This is a genomic window from Pseudoalteromonas sp. NZS11, assembly GCF_015864765.1.
GTDB lineage: Bacteria > Pseudomonadota > Gammaproteobacteria > Enterobacterales > Alteromonadaceae > Pseudoalteromonas > Pseudoalteromonas arctica.
In genome coordinates, this window is sequence record NZ_JADYWP010000001.1 from 196,480 (window position 1) to 212,146 (window position 15,667).

Sequence of the window (15,667 nt, forward strand, 5' to 3'; positions counted from 1 at the left end):
GCCTTATGAACAAAAAGACATTATTTATAGTCACGACTGTACCTGAAACTCTAGACACTATTTTAAAAAATCAGCCTAAATTTTTAAATAATACATTTGATGTATCTATTGTAAGCTCTCCTGCACCGGCTTTAGAGCGAGTAGCTAAAAATGAAGGTGTTTCAGTATATCCAGTGCTAATGAGCCGAGGTATAAATGTATTTAGAGATATTATTTCACTATTTTTTATGATCAAATTATTTCTAATTCACAAACCAGATATAGTGCATTCGTATACCCCAAAAGCTGGATTGATCGCCATGCTAGCTGCAAGACTATGTTTTGTACCAATTAAAATACATACGTTTACGGGTCTTATTTTCCCTACTCAAACGGGTTTTAAAAAAAGCTTATTAATTTTTATAGATAGACTTATTTGTAAATCAGCTACTCATATAGTACCAGAGGGAGAAGGTGTTAAACGCGATCTATTAAGTTATAAAATTACATCCAAACAGCTAAACTTAATTGGTAATGGCAACATAGCAGGCATTGATGTTGGGTATTTTAACAAAAATAACGATGGTATTAGTACTAACCTAAAAAGTGAATTATCTATTCCCACTGAGCATTTTATTTTTACATTTGTAGGGCGCTTAAATATAGATAAAGGAATAAAAGAGCTAGTTAATGCTTTTATATTGCAAACAGAAAAAAATCACTTACTACTGGTTGGTGATATTGATCATACAGCACCTATACAGCCTGATATTATGACTATAATTGAAAACCATCCAAGAATTCATATGTTAGGGTTTCAGCCAGATATACGTCCAGCATTAATAGCCAGCGATGTAGTGGTTCTTTCGAGTTATCGAGAAGGGTTTCCTAATGTTGTTTTACAAGCCGGTGCTATGTCATTACCTGTTATAGCAACAGATATTAATGGTTGTAATGAGATAATAACTCCTAATTTTAATGGGTGGTTAGTGAAACCTAAAAATGAAGATAGTTTAGCTAAAGCAATGCAAAATGCTACTAATGCCACGGCATCTTCACTTAGTTTGATGTCTTGTAATGCAAGAACAAGAATTGTAGAAAGATTCGAAAGAAATACTTATCTAAAAAAGCTAGAAAACTTTTATTTACAGTTGGTTAAACCATGAAACGTTTATTTGATTTTATAGTGGCACTGAGTGCCTTTGCTATGTTGTTACCCATTATTGTTATTGTAGCGATATTAATCCGTACTAAATTAGGTTCACCTATTTTATTTACGCAAAACCGCCCTGGTTTACACGGAAAAGTATTTAAAATGATGAAGTTTAGAAGCATGCTCGATGCCAAAGATAAGCACGGTAACTTGCTCCCAGATAACGAAAGAATGACTAAGTTTGGCGCTTTTTTACGCTCAACTAGTTTAGACGAGCTACCTGGTTTGTTTAATGTTCTTAAAGGCGATATGAGCTTAGTTGGGCCTCGGCCACTATTAGTACAATATTTACCGCTGTATAACTCAGAACAAGCTAAACGCCATAATGTAAGACCTGGTATAACAGGTTGGGCACAAGTTAACGGGCGTAATGCGATTGGCTGGGATGAAAAGTTTAAGCTGGATGTATGGTATGTAGAAAATCAAAGCTTTTTACTCGATATGAAAATATTACTGTTAACAGTAAAAAAAGTTTTTATAAGAGAGGGCATCAGTGCTGATGGGCACGTAACTATTGAGCCTTTTAAAGGCTCTAACAATGACTAAGCCAGCTGTAAAAACGTTGGCTATTTTAGGGGCTAGCGGCCACGGTAAAATAATAGCTGATATTGCTGAGCAACTAGGTTTTAGTGTTAGCTTTTATGACGATGCCTATCCTAATAAAAAAAATATAGAGCATTGGCCTGTTATAGGTACATTTTCAGATTTACTTAATGTACCTAGCACCAACATAAATGTTGCTGTTGCTATAGGTCACAATAATACTCGAGAAGTAAAAATAAAAACGCTAGCCAAAAATGGCTATACACTTCCCATCCTAATACACCCAAGTGCGGTTATAAGTAAATATGCTCAAATAGATTTAGGGTCTGTCATAGCTGCTAATGCTGTTATTAACGCTTTTGCAGTAATAGGCCGTGGATGTATAATTAATACTTCAGCTATAATTGAGCATGATTGCAAAATAGATGACTTTACGCATATTTGTCCAGGTACAGCATTAGCTGGCGGAGTTTGCGTCGGACGAAGTAGCTGGGTAGGTATTGGAAGTAAAGTAAAACAACTTATTAATATTGGCGACAATACATTAATTGGTGCAGGTAGTTTAGTTGTCAAAGATATACCATCTGGTGTAATTGCTTATGGCTCTCCTTGCACTAAAGTTTCAGATAATAGTTAAGCCTTTTTTAAATTTTATAGGAATTGCATGTTAAATACCCCATTTTCCCCATGGCCTAGCTTTACACAAGAAGAAGCCGATGCAGTTAGCCGTGTTATTTTATCTAACAAAGTAAATTATTGGACCGGCACTGAAGGCCGTGAATTTGAAAAAGAATTTGCAAGCTGGGCTGATAGTGAATATGCCATAGCGCTAGGTAATGGCACATTAGCACTTGATCTTGCTTTAAAAGCATTAAATATAGGCGCTGGTGATGAAGTAATAACTACTCCGCGTACTTTTTTAGCATCTGCTTCAAGTATTGTTACATCTGGTGCGGCCCCTGTATTTGCGGATGTTGATCTAAATAGCCAAGCTATAACCGCCGAATCTATAAAAGCAGTATTAACGCCAAAAACTAAAGCAGTTATTGTTGTTCATTTAGCGGGTATGCCAGCTGAAATGGATGAAATAATGGCGCTCAGTAAAGAACATGGATTTTATGTAATTGAAGACTGTGCACAAGCCCATGGTGCTAAATATAAAGGTCGTTCTGTTGGAAGTATTGGTCACATTGGTGCATGGAGTTTTTGCCAAGATAAAGTAATGACTACTGGTGGCGAAGGCGGAATGGTAACAACTAACTCAAAAGAGCTATGGACAGCCATGTGGAGCTATAAAGACCACGGGAAAAGCTTTGATGCTATTTATAATAGAGAGCACCCACCAGGTTTTAGATGGCTGCATGAAAGTTTTGGCACAAATTGGCGTATGACCGAAATGCAAGCTGCTATAGGGCGTATTCAGCTAAAGCGTATGGCTAAATGGACCGCAAAACGTCAAGCTTATGGTGCATTGCTCGATAATGCCGCAGATAGCTTTGATTGCGTAAGATTAGTTAACGTACCAAAACACATCGAACATGCTCAATATAAACATTACATGTTTATAAATCCCGAATATTTGGCTAATGATTGGAATCGAGATCGTATAGTAAACGAAATTGTGGAACGTGGTGTACCGTGTTTTCAAGGCAGTTGTTCAGAGGTTTATCTTGAAAAAGCATTTGACGATACCCCATGGAGACCTAAAAAACGCTTACCTAATGCCGTACAGTTAGGAGAAACGTCAATTATGTTTTTAGTGCATCCAACTTTGACTGAAAGCGAAATAGGTAAAACAGCTCAAATAATCAACGAAGTGCTTGTTTTAGCTTCTTTAAAATAAAAACATATACCTAACGATAACGTTTACTTACAAAAAACAACCAAATACATAAAGACTATATAAATATTTACATATAGTCTTTAACTATTAAGTGCAATGGTTGTTCATCTTGTAGTAAAATTGTAATCAATAGAATAGTAGTATCACTGCTAGCTTCAGGGAAATGTATTGTGCCTTTAAAATTTTTAGTTAATTTGCCTCGTCCTCAAAAAAGAATTATTTCTCTCCTCATCGATAGCGTATTTATAATAGTGGCTTTTTGGCTTGCTTTTTTACTAAGGCTAGACAGCACAGCAGTTTTAAAAAACACACATACTTGGATTTTATTATCAGCCGTATTGCCGCTAAGTTTATTTAGCTTTGTAAAACTTGGGCTTTATAGAGCTGTATTGCGTTATATGAACACACAAGCGATGTGGGCAATTATTGCCGGTGTTTTACTTTCAACTGTTTATTTAACTATTTTATCCTTCTTTCTAAGTGCGCCAGTACCAAGAACAGTACCGTTTATTTATGCCAGCTTTTGTATTTTATTTGTTGGTGGTGCAAGGCTAACGGTACGAGCTGTAGTTGGTCAAATAACTATGCGCCGTAAAGAAGGTGTAATTATATATGGGGCAGGTTCTGCTGGTCGTCAATTAGCCACTGCCTTAGCAAATGGGCCAGAATATTCACCCGTCGCTTTTATAGACGACGACCCTAAAAAGCATTTATCGTTAATCCAAGGTATTTGCGTGCATGCACCGTCGCAAATTGCTGAAATTGCAAAGCAAAAATGTGCAAATAAAATATTGTTGGCACTACCAAGTACATCTCGAAGTCGTCGAAAAGAAGTCCTTAACGCAATAGAAAAGTTTAAACTACAAGTTATGACAGTTCCTGGCATGGCCGATATTGTTGCAGGGACAACGAATCTTGATGAAATCAAAGATGTTGAAATAGAAGATCTGTTGGGCCGCGATTCAGTCCAACCACGACAAGATTTAATGTCGGCAAATATAGCCAACAAAGCTGTAATGGTAACCGGCGCTGGCGGCTCTATAGGTTCAGAACTTTGTAGACAAATAATTAAGAACAGCCCGACTAAAATAGTGTTATTTGAGCTGTCTGAGTTTGCTTTATATGCTATAGAAAAAGAGTTGTCGGAGTACTGTGATACCAATAATTTAAATATAGAAGTACTACCAATATTAGGTTCAATTCAAAATAAAAAACTTGTTGAATCTACATTTTCTACCTTCAATATTCAAACTGTCTATCATGCTGCCGCATATAAACATGTACCTTTAGTTGAGCATAATGTAGTTGAAGGCGTGCGTAACAATGTTTATGGCACCTACAATGTAGCAACCGCTGCAATTTATACAAATGTAGAAACGTTTGTATTGGTTTCCACTGACAAAGCAGTACGCCCAACAAATATAATGGGCACAACTAAGCGCATGGCTGAATTAGTACTGCAAGGGCTATCTGAAATCCAAGACACAACACGCTTTACTATGGTCAGATTCGGTAATGTTTTAGGATCGTCTGGTTCTGTTGTGCCTCTGTTCAGAAAACAAATTAAAGCAGGCGGCCCAATAACACTTACTCATCAAGATATAACGCGTTACTTTATGACAATACCAGAAGCTGCCCAGTTGGTTATTCAAGCGGGTGCAATGGGAGTGGGTAGTGACGTGTTTGTACTTGATATGGGAGAGCCTGTTAAAATTAAAGATTTAGCGACTAAAATGGTTCACCTATCAGGGCTTGAAGTTAAACATGCAAAACGCCCAAATGGCGATATAGAAATTAAGTGCACAGGATTACGCCCAGGTGAAAAACTCTTTGAAGAGCTACTCATCGGAGATAACGTTATTGGAACAGACCACCCAAGAATCCTAAGTGCACAAGAAGTTAAAATGCCTTGGTCTGAGCTCGATCCATTTTTAGATAAACTTAAAATTGCTTGTGACGAGTCTGATCATCAAGAAATACGTAGGTTATTTTTAACAGCACCTACCGCTTTTTCACCCACTGATGGCATTTGTGATTTGAATTGGAAGCAAAAATTTAATAAGCAGACTAACGTTACAATTTTACCAAACGTAAGTGGCTCCTAAAGCGAATAGATTGCAATAGTTTGCTTTTTGTAGGGAATGACGTACCTACGTGTATTTTTACCCTTGGTGTATGTGACCATGCAGGCGCCTTGCTTGCTGGTGCACTAAAAGCGCAGCTTTTACGTATTTATCAAATAGCGTGAGCCAGCTTCACGCCTTCGTGGATTTTTATCCTCGGTGTATGTGACCATGTAGGCGCCTTGCTTGCTGGCGCTTTAAAAGCGCAGCTTTTATGTATTTATCAAATTGCGTGAGCAAGCTTCACGCCTACGTGAATTTTTACCCTCGGTGTATGTGATCATGTAGGCGCCTTGCTTGCTGGCGCACTAAAAGCGCAGCTTTTACGTATTTATTAAATTGCGTGAGCAAGCTTCACGCCTACGTGGATTTTATCCTTGGTGTATGCGTCCATGTAGGCGCCTTGCTTGCTGGCGCACTAAAATCACCGCTTTTACGCATTTATTAATTTGCGTGAGCAAGCTTCACGCCTACGTGTATTTTCCCCTTCGGTGTAGTGACCATGTAGGCGCCTTGCTTGCTGGCGCACTAAAAGCGCAGCTTTTACATGTTTATCAAATTGCGTGAGCAAGCTTCACGCCTACGTGAATTTTTACCCTCGGTGTATGTGATCATGTAGGCGCCTTGCTTGCTGGCGCACTAAAATCACCGCTTTTACGCATTTATTAATTTGCGTGAGCAAGCTTCACGCCTACGTGGATTATTATCCTCGGTGTATGTGATCATGTAGGCGCCTTGCTTGCTGGCGCACTAAAATCACCGCTTTTACGCATTTATTAATTTGCGTGAGCAAGCTTCACGCCTACGTGGATTATTATCCTCGGTGTATGTAACCATGTAGGCGCCTTGCTTGCTGGCGCACTAAAATCACCGCTTTTACGCATTTATTAATTTGCGTGAGCAAGCTTCACGCCTACGTGGATTATTATCCTCGGTGTATGTGATCATGTAGGCGCCTTGCTTGCTGGCGCACTAAAAGCGCAGCTTTTACGTATTTATCAAATAGCGTGAGCAAGCTTCACGCCTACGTGGATTTTTACCCTCGGCGTATGTGGCCATGTAGGCGCCTTGCTTGCTGGCGCACTAAAAGCGCAGCTTTTACGTATTTATTAATTTGCGTGAGCAAGCTTCACGCCTGTGTGGATTTTTACCCTTGGTGTATGTGACCATGTAGGCGCCTTGCTTGCTGGCGCTTTAAAGCCACCGTTTTTACAAGTAAACACAATCCCAATATGGGTATTTCCTTATGTTGTCCACTAAGCCCGCACGTAAAGGGTTTGCCACTATATACCTCGCTTGACCTATTAAATCTTCATCATTTCTTATTTTGTGGTCATAGTAATTTGATTGCCATATCTTTCCGTGTGTACCGCTATGTTTATTAAGTCTATAAGTTGTAATGTTTTTAAAATTCCTAACTAGGTTTGAGAGGTCAAGGCTACTATTTAACTGTAAAATCCAATGTATATGATCAGGCATGATTACGTAGCAGATAGTATTAAGTGAATTGTTTCTTGAAAATTTAATGAGTTCACTCGCAATTAGCCGAGCACATAAAAAGTTAGCAAATAATGGCTTACGAAAATCACAACAAATTGTAATAGAGTAATAAGCGTTTACCGAAGTGCAGCGTCCTTTTAAACGTTTATGTGTGTTAGCCATATAATTAATTTCCATTTGAATAAATTAAATTGCGTGAGCAAGCTTCACGCCTACGTGTATTTTTATCCTTGGTGTATGGTGAGCATGTATGCGCCTTGCTTGCTGGCGCTTTTAAAGTACCGTTTTACGTATTTATTAATTTGCGTGAGCAAGCTTCACGCCTACGTGAATTTTTACCTTCGGTGTATGTGACCATGTAGGCGCCTTGCTTGCTGGCGCACTAAAAGCGCAGCTTTTACGTATTTATCAAACAGCGTGAGCAAGCTTCACGCCTACGAGGATTTTTACCCTCGATGTATGTAACCATGTAGGCGCCTTGCTTGCTGGCGCACTAAAAGCGCAGCTTTTACGTATGTATTAAATTGCGTGAGCAAGCTTCACGCCTACGTGGGTTTTTACCCTCGGTGTAGTGACCATGTAGGCGCCTTGCTTGCTGGCGCACTAAAAGCGCAGCTTTTATGTATTTATCAAATTGCGTGAGCAAGCTTCACGCCTACGTGGATTTTTATCCTCGGTGTATGGTGATCATGTAGGCGCCTTGCTTGCTGGCGCACTAAAAGCGCAGCTTTTATGTATTTATCAAATTGCGCGAGCAAGCTTCACGCCTACGATCTACCTATCTCAACTTCAACATCATTACCTAAAACCTCTTTGTACTTTGCGGCTAACGCGTTTTTTGCATCATCATCGCCATGCACAATTTTTATCAGGCTTGGCTTTTTATGCATACCCGTTACAAACTTAATTAATCCGTTTTGATCGGCATGGGCACTATAACCATTAATTGTATGTACTTTTGCGTTTATAGTTATGCGAGCATCATTTATAAAAACATACCCATTACGTGGGCCATATTTTTGAATTTCGCGACCTAACGTTTTATTACCTTGGTAACCTACAAACAATACATCAGTGGTTTTGTCATTTAAAAATCGCTCAAGATAATTAACTATTCGGCCACCAGTGCACATACCGCTTGCTGCTAATATTATGGCTGGTGTTTGCCGCGAACTTAAATAGTTAATAACAGCCATGTGCTCTTTGTGTGAATCAACCGTAGTTAGGTTTTTAAAATCGAGCGGGTGCCTACCGTTTGCAACTTTGCGTTTGGCTTCGCTATCCCATAGGTGCTTAAACTTTTTGTATTGCTCAGTAAAATTGGCTGCCATAGGGGAGTCGAGTATTACGTGAATGTCTCGCCACTTAGACTTTTTAGATGAGCTATGTATGAGTTGCTCAAGCTCATATAGCAGCTCTTGTGTGCGGCCAATACTAAAAGCCGGTACTAAAACAACGCCGTTGTCGGCTACGGCGCGTTCAATAATGCTTTTTAGCGTTTTTGTACGCTCTTTACGGCCTTGGTGATTTTTATCACCGTAGGTTGATTCAATAACTAGGGTGTCGGCTTTATAAGGCGCTTTAGGCGAAGGGAGTAACGGGGTGTATGGCGCACCTAAGTCTCCTGAAAATACAACGCGATGTTTGTTGTTATCACTATTTGTAATATCAATTTCAACGTAGGCAGAGCCCAATATATGCCCAGCACGCTGAAATCTCGCCTTAGCTTTATTGAGCCCTTTGCAAGGTAGTTCAAACCACGTTTTATAATCAACAGCTACTATGCGCTTATTTAATAAGCTTAAGCAGGCAGCTATAATTTTAGGGTCGCGGGTTACACCTACTTTTAAAGCATCTTCAATTACCAAAGGTAATAAACTGGCTGATGCAATACTTGTAAAAATAGGGCCCTTAAAACCCGCTGCTAATAAGTAAGGAATTCTACCAACATGGTCAATATGGCAATGGGTAACAATAAGCGCAGTAACATGGGTAATATTAAACTCAATTGAAAGGTCGGCTTTAGAGTCTTCGCCTTGAAATAACCCGCAATCAATAAGCACACTTGTTTGCTTGTTAACTACCAACTCGTGGCACGAACCAGTAACGCCATTAACCGCTCCGTGGTGAAGTATTTGCATTGTGCTTCCTTGTCATCAATTTGTTACATTGAATTTTAAGGTAGAAGTAAAGCCATAATTATTCAAGGTTCTAACGCTTGAGCTAAATTAATTACCTTACCTACAACATGCGCCAACCTGTAGGTGCGAATTTACTTCGCGCTCATGTTTTAACTCCTAACAACAAGCGAGGTATAAAACCTCACCTACAAATATGTACCAACCTGTAGGTGCGAATTTACTTCGCGCTCATACTTTAACTCCTAACAACAAGCGAGGTATAAAACCTCACCTACAAACATGTACTAACCGGTAGGGACGAATTTACTTCGCGCTCATATTTTAACTACTAACAACAAGCGAGGTATAAAACCTCACCTACAAACATGTACCAACCGGTAGGTGTGAATTTACTTCGCGCTCTTACTTGTATATTTATTAAAAAAATATTAATTAAAGTTTTTAATAAATTTTCGCGGCTAAACTTTTGTTTAGCCCAATCTAAACATAGCTTTATAGGTACTAAACTAGCGTTAAGGCCTTTACTCCCTTTAAACTCAATAACAATATTTATCAAAGTGAGTGGCTATTAACCACTAAGGCGTATTTACATAGGCACTCTATGTTGGCTATAATGCCGCCGTTGTTTAGTTTGGAATTGTATTTTTTGCAATTTAGTTATGTATTAAGGGCTACTATGGAATGTTGGTATTTAGTCGTATGCAAACCTAAGCAAGAAGAGCGAGCGAAAACTAACTTGCAAAATCAAGGGATTGAAGCGTTTTACCCCAAATTAACTACCGAAAGGTTGGTTAAAGGTCGTCGGACCGTCAAACACACTGCTTTATTCCCTAATTATTTATTTGTATGCCTTGAATCAAAAAATGGTAACTTTTCTGCTGTAAAAAACACCCGTGGAATAGGCGGTTTTGTTTCTTATGGAGCAAATTATCAGTTGGTTTCTAAGCACATAATTGACCAGCTAAAAAATGAACGTTCACACACTACTGAATCACAAATACCAAAAACAGGTGATGTAGTAAGTGTTAACAACGATTCATTCAGTAATATACAAGCAATATACAAAGAGCCAGACGGCGACTTGCGCAGTATTTTACTAATTAACTTACTTAATCAAAAAATTGAAGTAAGTGTAGATAATAAAGATATTAAGCAATAATAACTAAAAACGTAGCAGCGGCTTTATACCACGTGAATTAAAACGTAGCAGCGGTTTTACACCGCGTGAATTAAAACGTAGCAGCGGTTTTACACTGCGTGAATTAAAACGTAGCAGCGGCTTTATGCCGCGAAAAAATAGTTTTATATCAGTAACTAGGAACTGTAACCTAAGGGCGGAAGCGTGCCTAAAGCACTTAAAGCTACGCGGTTAAGTTCACTTGTAGACGCGCAGCTTGCTGGCGTGACGAGCAAAGCTCGTAATAGGGTTTATTCACAAAAGGGTTAAGAGCACACTGCGCTTTAAAGAAGTAAGCAGCCTAAAGTACTTGTTTAAATGTCTTCTCATTTACTCCTCATTCGCTTCTCTTTGTGCAATAAAGCTTTAAGTGGTTAATCTGAATAGGTCGAGGGCGCTGCGCTTTAGAGAAGTAAACAGCCTAAAGCACTTGTTTAAATGGCTTCTCATTTACTCCTCATTCGCTTCTCTTTGTGCAATAAAGCTTTAAGTGGTTAATCTGAATAGGTCGAGGGCGCTGCGCTTTAGAGAAGTAAGCAGCCATAAAGCACTTGTTTAAATGGCTTCTCATTTACTCCTCATTCGCTTCTCTTTGTGCAATAAGGCTTTAAGTGATTTATTCACAAAGAGGTTAAGAGGGCGCTGCGCTTTAGAGAAGTAAACAGCCATAAGCACTTGTTTAAGTGGCTTCTCATTTACTCCTCATTCGCTTCTCTTTGTGCAATTATCAATGAGTTTATTCAAAAATAAGCTAAGAGTGCTATTCGTGTGAAAGCCCAGCGGCAAAGTTTAACACCGTGGTTAATTCACTTGTAGACGCGCAGCTTGCTGGCGTGACGAGCAAAGCTCGTAATAAGGTCTATTCACAAAGAGGCCAAGAGGGCGCTGCGCTTTAGAGAAGTAAACAGCCATAAAGTACTTGTTTAAATGGCTTCTCATTTACTCCTCATTCGCTTCTCTTTGTGCAATAAAGCTTTAAGTGGTTAATCTGAAGATGTCGAGGGCACTGAGCTTTAGAGAAGTAAGCAGCCATAAAGTACTTGTTTAAATGGCTTCTCATTTACTCCTCTTTGTACGATTGGTGATTAATGCGTTAAGTGTTTTACTGAAAACGGCTATCAATTAAATTTATTCATAAAGACCTTATGAAAATACTGATATAATTTCAGTGCTAATTAAAAACTTAGTAACAAAGCTTTTACAAAGCAAAGACTATTGCTTCACAATAGTGCACATGCTTTAATTAGTCGGCTAAAATACAAGTGCTCACCAAGGTTGGTGAGTAAGTGCAATATTTAAATAATTTTGGGATTCTACAATGGCGTTAAGCTGTAAATCACTCGCATCAATACTCGCAATACTAAGCATGACCGGCTGTACAATAGTACCAGGCAGCCACTTTGAAGGTATAGACTCAGGCGAGCAAACACAAAACCTCGAACAAGATCTCGAAAAAGTAAACATTCAAATAATCGACTCGCTACTAATAAATAAACAAAACCAAGCGCGTATAGCAGCTAAACCAATTTCAAGCACCGATGGTTTAAACGTAAGTAACTACGAATACAAACTAGGTGTTGGCGACGTACTAACCATAGGCGTATGGGATCACCCAGAGCTAACAATACCGGCAGCAGTACAACGTACCGCAGAGTTTGACGGTTTTAGAGTGCAACGAGACGGCACCATTACTTACGCCTACGCACCAAATATACCCGCAGCAGGTAAAACAATAAGCCAAGTACGTAACGAGCTTGTAAAACGCCTAAGCCGAGTGATAGAAGACCCTCAAGTAGACGTAAAAGTAGTTGGCTTTAGAAGCCAAAAAACCTACGTTACCGGTGAAGTAAAGCAACCTGGTGTATACCCAGTAACCGAAATTCCACTTACCCTTATTGATGCGCTAAACCAAGCCGGCGGCTTAACTGATGCAGCCGATTGGCGCACAGTAACATTTACCCGTGGCGACAAAACAGAAGTTATTAAACTTGATGATTTTTATGCCCATGGTGACATTTCGCAAAATCGTTTATTGCAACATGGCGACATAGTGCATGTAAATCGTAACGATGCACAAAAAATATTTGTATTAGGCGATGTTAAAAAAGCAGGTTCAGTAACGCTTAACCGTTATGGTTTAAACTTGGCCGAAGCGCTAAGCGACTCGGGCGGCTTAAACGAAGCAACAGCAGACGCTAACGGCGTATTTGTACTGCGTAAAAGTGACCTAGAGCAAACCGGTGTTATTGCAAACGTATACCAATTACACGCTAAAAATATAGCGGCAATGGTATTAGCTGAGCAGTTTGAACTACAACCGCGCGACATTGTATATGTAACATCGGCACCACTTGCCCGTTGGAACCGTGTAATAAGCTTATTATTACCGTCGGTAGCATCGGTTGATAGCCTAGACGATATTTCATCAAACTAAGGGTTTTTGAAAATGTTTGATTCAGTTTTAGTTGTATGTGCAGGTAACATTTGCCGCAGCCCAACAGGTGAGTATGTTTTAAAGCAAAAGCTTGAAGGTAAAAATATTAAAGTATCGTCTGCTGGTTTAACAGCACTTGAAGGCAAGCCAGCAGATGCAAAAGCAAAACAAATAGCGCTCGTACATGGCGTTAATATGGATGATCACCAAGGCCAGCAGCTTACATCAAGTTTAGTAGCGCAAAACAGCGTAATACTCGTAATGGAAGAACGCCATTTGAACGACGTACATGCTCGCTATCCAGAGGCGCGAGGTAAAACGTTTTTACTCGGTAAGTGGATTAATAACGCCGAAATACCAGACCCATACCGCCAAAGCCAAGAGGCTTTTGAGCACGTTTATACATTAATCGACAGCGCGTGTAGCGCTTGGCAAAAGTATTTATAAGGAATGGCTAATTTAATGAATACCCAGCCGAATAACAGCGCTAGTAACGCTAATAATAAAAACACTAATAACACACAACCAACGCAAGAAATTGATTTAATGGCGTTATTAGGCGCATTGCTCGATCGCAAATATTTTATAGTAGCGGTAACCGCACTGTTTATGTTTGTAGGTGTTATTTATGCAGTATTAAGTACCCCTGTTTACCAAGCAACAGCCATGATACAAGTTGAAGACGGCGGCGCATCAGTCCCTGGTTTTGATGATATGGCAGGCATGTTCGAAAGTACATCGGCTGCAATAACCGAAATAGAGCTATTAAAGTCGCGTAGTATAATAGGCGAGGCTGTAGACACTTTAAAGCTTGATGTAATAGCAGAGCCTAAACTATTCCCCTTTATAGGTAGCCGAGCTTATCGTACTTTTAGCCCAATGGAAGATGGCGACTTAGCTGAGCCAAGCTTTGGTGCTAGTAGCTTCGCATGGGGTGGCGAGAGCATTAATGTATTTAGGTTTGACGTACCACGTACTGCTGTTAATAAAACATTTACTCTAGTTGCGCAAGCTAATAATAGCCTTGCACTTTTAAATGGTGACGGCGAGCAAATATTATCGGGTAAAGTGGGCGAAGAACTTACAAATGGTAAATTTAACTTAACCATACGTACTTTAAATGCACGCCCTGGTACAGAGTTTACAATTACCCGTAAAGATCGCTTAAATACTATTTTAGACCTGCAAACTGCAATTGGTGCAAGCGAAAAAGGTAAAGACTCAGGCATAATTAACTTAAGCTTACAGAGTACTAAACCTAACTACGCTGAAAAAGTGCTTGATAAAGTAGCAGCTATTTATGTACGTCGCAATGTTGAGCGCAACAGCGCAGAGGCGCAAAAGTCGCTTGAGTTTTTAGAAGTACAATTACCTGAAATTAAAAAACAGCTTGAGTACGCAGAGCAACGCTTTAACGACTATCAAATTAAACGCCAATCAATAAATATAACCCTTGAGACCCAAGGCGTGCTTGAACAAGTTGTTAAACTTGAAACTAAGTTACAAGAGCTAAACCTAAAACGCTTAGACATTGGCCGTAAGTTTAAAAAAGATCACCCTTCATATCAAGGTATATTGGAACAAATAGAAGCGGTTGAAAGCCAAAAGCAAGAGCTTGTTGGTGAGGTAGGTAACCTGCCAGAAACTCAACAAGAGCTACTACGCTTAAAGCGCGATGTTGAAGTAAGTAACCAAATTTACACGTTACTGCTTAGCAAAACACAAGAGCTAGATATAGTGCGCGCAGGCACCGTAGGTAACGTACGTATTATTGACTACGCCGAGGTAAATACCAGCAAGCCAGTTAAACCTAAAAAAGCATTAATAGTGGCAATGGCAACATTGCTCGGCGGTATGTTAGCTGTGGCAATTGTGCTTATACAAAAGGTAATGCACAAAGGCGTTGAAGACCCAGCTGAAATTGAAGCACTAGGCTTACCTGTATACGCAAGTGTACCGCACTCAGATTATCAAGATAAACTAAGTGGCTTTGCCGAGAGAGCCCGCAAAAATAAAACGAACAAGCCTAAAAGTATATTAGCGCTCGACAACCCAGCCGACCTAGCAATTGAGGCGCTACGTAGCTTACGTACGAGCCTGCACTTTGCGATGATGGAAGCTAAAAATAATATTATTGCTATATCGGGCCCAAGCCCAAGTGTGGGTAAATCGTTTATATCGGTTAACTTAGCCTCAGTACTTGCGCAAAGCGGTAAAAAAGTACTTATTATTGATGCCGATATGCGTAAAGGCTACTTACAAACCCAGTTTGGTTTAAAATGGGACGATGGCTTAAGTGATTACTTATCTGGCCGTTTAAACCTAGAGCAAGTTACTAAACCAACCAAGGTTGAAGGCTTAAGTGTTATTACGCGTGGGCAAATACCGCCAAACCCTTCAGAACTATTAATGCATAGCAACTTTAGCAAATTAGTTGAAGAAGTAAGTGCAGCTTACGACATTATAATTATCGATACCCCTCCAATACTTGCAGTAACTGACCCCGCAATAGTAAGTACGCATACAGGCACTACTTTGCTAGTGGCACGTTTTGGCCAAAACCATGTACGTGAAATAGAACTCACACGTAACCGTTTTGAGCAAAATGGTATAGATGTAAAAGGCGTGGTATTTAACGGTGTTGTTAAAAAAGCGAGTAATGCGTATGGGTATTACGGCTATTACAATTATGAGTATAAATCGGACAAGTAAAT

At 39.5% G+C, this 15,667-nt stretch carries 15 protein-coding genes; 10 read left to right on the top strand and 5 right to left on the bottom strand.

Translation table 11 applies throughout. From position 1 onward, the window contains the following. The first annotated feature begins 5 nt into the window (after window positions 1–5). The 5 genes from I6E82_RS00785 (at window position 6) to I6E82_RS00805 (ending at window position 5,683) form a co-directional block, all read left to right on the top strand. On the top strand, window positions 6–1,145 hold the full coding sequence (locus I6E82_RS00785; RefSeq protein WP_197116379.1) for a glycosyltransferase family 4 protein: 1,140 nt from the start codon (window positions 6–8) through the stop codon (window positions 1,143–1,145). Next, complete coding sequence (locus tag I6E82_RS00790) at window positions 1,142–1,738, top strand: sugar transferase (RefSeq protein WP_024593736.1); 597 nt, start codon at window positions 1,142–1,144, stop codon at window positions 1,736–1,738. Before I6E82_RS00785 ends, I6E82_RS00790 begins: the two co-directional genes overlap by 4 nt. After that, window positions 1,731–2,372 (top strand): acetyltransferase, encoded by a 642-nt coding sequence (locus tag I6E82_RS00795; RefSeq protein ID WP_197116381.1) that lies wholly within the window; start codon window positions 1,731–1,733, stop codon window positions 2,370–2,372. The genes I6E82_RS00790 and I6E82_RS00795 overlap by 8 nt, the downstream gene beginning before the upstream one ends. Window positions 2,373–2,399: 27 nt before the next feature. After that, window positions 2,400–3,578: a DegT/DnrJ/EryC1/StrS family aminotransferase gene (locus I6E82_RS00800; RefSeq protein ID WP_197116383.1), complete on the top strand. Its 1,179-nt coding sequence runs from the start codon at window positions 2,400–2,402 to the stop codon at window positions 3,576–3,578. 170 nt (window positions 3,579–3,748) lie between these two features. Beyond that, complete coding sequence (locus tag I6E82_RS00805; protein WP_197116385.1) at window positions 3,749–5,683, top strand: polysaccharide biosynthesis protein; 1,935 nt, start codon at window positions 3,749–3,751, stop codon at window positions 5,681–5,683. Between the two features lie 451 nt (window positions 5,684–6,134). Here the strand turns inward: I6E82_RS00805 and I6E82_RS00810 are convergent, their stop codons facing one another. Further along, window positions 6,135–6,272: a hypothetical protein gene (locus tag I6E82_RS00810; RefSeq protein ID WP_197116387.1), complete on the bottom strand. Its 138-nt coding sequence runs from the start codon at window positions 6,270–6,272 to the stop codon at window positions 6,135–6,137. Between the two features lie 638 nt (window positions 6,273–6,910). Then, entirely contained in the window at window positions 6,911–7,378 is a 468-nt protein-coding gene (locus I6E82_RS00815) for an REP-associated tyrosine transposase (RefSeq protein WP_331459152.1), read from the bottom strand. A gap of 14 nt (window positions 7,379–7,392) precedes the next feature. On the opposite strand from I6E82_RS00815, the gene I6E82_RS00820 reads away from it, so the two are divergent. Then, entirely contained in the window at window positions 7,393–7,563 is a 171-nt protein-coding gene (locus I6E82_RS00820; protein ID WP_197116389.1) for a hypothetical protein, read from the top strand. A 146-nt stretch (window positions 7,564–7,709) separates the two neighbouring features. Here the strand turns inward: I6E82_RS00820 and I6E82_RS00825 are convergent, their stop codons facing one another. After that, window positions 7,710–7,847, bottom strand: coding sequence for a hypothetical protein (locus I6E82_RS00825; protein ID WP_197116390.1), 138 nt, complete (start codon window positions 7,845–7,847; stop codon window positions 7,710–7,712). Between the two features lie 121 nt (window positions 7,848–7,968). Beyond that, window positions 7,969–9,342 (bottom strand): MBL fold metallo-hydrolase RNA specificity domain-containing protein, encoded by a 1,374-nt coding sequence (locus tag I6E82_RS00830; RefSeq protein ID WP_197116392.1) that lies wholly within the window; start codon window positions 9,340–9,342, stop codon window positions 7,969–7,971. Window positions 9,343–10,018: 676 nt separating this feature from the next. On the opposite strand from I6E82_RS00830, the gene rfaH reads away from it, so the two are divergent. Then, the gene (gene rfaH / locus I6E82_RS00835) at window positions 10,019–10,501 is read left to right on the top strand and encodes a transcription/translation regulatory transformer protein RfaH (protein WP_024592160.1); all 483 of its coding nucleotides are present in this window, start codon (window positions 10,019–10,021) and stop codon (window positions 10,499–10,501) included. Window positions 10,502–11,320: 819 nt separating this feature from the next. Here rfaH and I6E82_RS00840 read toward each other — a convergent pair. After that, window positions 11,321–11,458, bottom strand: a complete 138-nt coding sequence (locus I6E82_RS00840; RefSeq protein WP_197116394.1) for a hypothetical protein — start codon at window positions 11,456–11,458, stop codon at window positions 11,321–11,323. Window positions 11,459–11,837: 379 nt separating this feature from the next. Here I6E82_RS00840 and I6E82_RS00845 point away from each other — a divergent pair, with 379 nt between their 5' ends. The 3 genes from I6E82_RS00845 to I6E82_RS00855 are packed head-to-tail and all read left to right on the top strand — an operon-like array spanning window position 11,838 to window position 15,665. Continuing rightward, complete coding sequence (locus I6E82_RS00845) at window positions 11,838–12,953, top strand: polysaccharide export protein (RefSeq protein ID WP_197098287.1); 1,116 nt, start codon at window positions 11,838–11,840, stop codon at window positions 12,951–12,953. Window positions 12,954–12,965: 12 nt separating this feature from the next. Then, a complete protein-coding gene (locus I6E82_RS00850; protein ID WP_197116396.1) occupies window positions 12,966–13,400 on the top strand; it encodes a low molecular weight protein-tyrosine-phosphatase in 435 nt (144 codons plus the stop codon). 15 nt (window positions 13,401–13,415) lie between these two features. After that, window positions 13,416–15,665 (top strand): polysaccharide biosynthesis tyrosine autokinase, encoded by a 2,250-nt coding sequence (locus I6E82_RS00855; protein ID WP_197116398.1) that lies wholly within the window; start codon window positions 13,416–13,418, stop codon window positions 15,663–15,665. Window positions 15,666–15,667: the final 2 nt, after the last annotated feature.

What these genes read in the sequence shown, in the direction of transcription:
- I6E82_RS00840 (WP_197116394.1), bottom strand. Translation starts at nt 11,458, where the DNA reads ATGAGAAGCCATTTAAACAAGTACTTTATGGCTGTTTACTTCTCTAAA.
- I6E82_RS00795 (WP_197116381.1), top strand. Translation starts at nt 1,731, where the DNA reads ATGACTAAGCCAGCTGTAAAAACGTTGGCTATTTTAGGGGCTAGCGGC.
- I6E82_RS00785 (WP_197116379.1), top strand. Translation starts at nt 6, where the DNA reads ATGAACAAAAAGACATTATTTATAGTCACGACTGTACCTGAAACTCTA.
- I6E82_RS00800 (WP_197116383.1), top strand. Translation starts at nt 2,400, where the DNA reads ATGTTAAATACCCCATTTTCCCCATGGCCTAGCTTTACACAAGAAGAA.
- I6E82_RS00830 (WP_197116392.1), bottom strand. Translation starts at nt 9,342, where the DNA reads ATGCAAATACTTCACCACGGAGCGGTTAATGGCGTTACTGGTTCGTGC.
- I6E82_RS00855 (WP_197116398.1), top strand. Translation starts at nt 13,416, where the DNA reads ATGAATACCCAGCCGAATAACAGCGCTAGTAACGCTAATAATAAAAAC.
- I6E82_RS00790 (WP_024593736.1), top strand. Translation starts at nt 1,142, where the DNA reads ATGAAACGTTTATTTGATTTTATAGTGGCACTGAGTGCCTTTGCTATG.
- I6E82_RS00815 (WP_331459152.1), bottom strand. Translation starts at nt 7,378, where the DNA reads ATGGAAATTAATTATATGGCTAACACACATAAACGTTTAAAAGGACGC.
- rfaH (WP_024592160.1), top strand. Translation starts at nt 10,019, where the DNA reads ATGGAATGTTGGTATTTAGTCGTATGCAAACCTAAGCAAGAAGAGCGA.
- I6E82_RS00850 (WP_197116396.1), top strand. Translation starts at nt 12,966, where the DNA reads ATGTTTGATTCAGTTTTAGTTGTATGTGCAGGTAACATTTGCCGCAGC.
- I6E82_RS00845 (WP_197098287.1), top strand. Translation starts at nt 11,838, where the DNA reads ATGGCGTTAAGCTGTAAATCACTCGCATCAATACTCGCAATACTAAGC.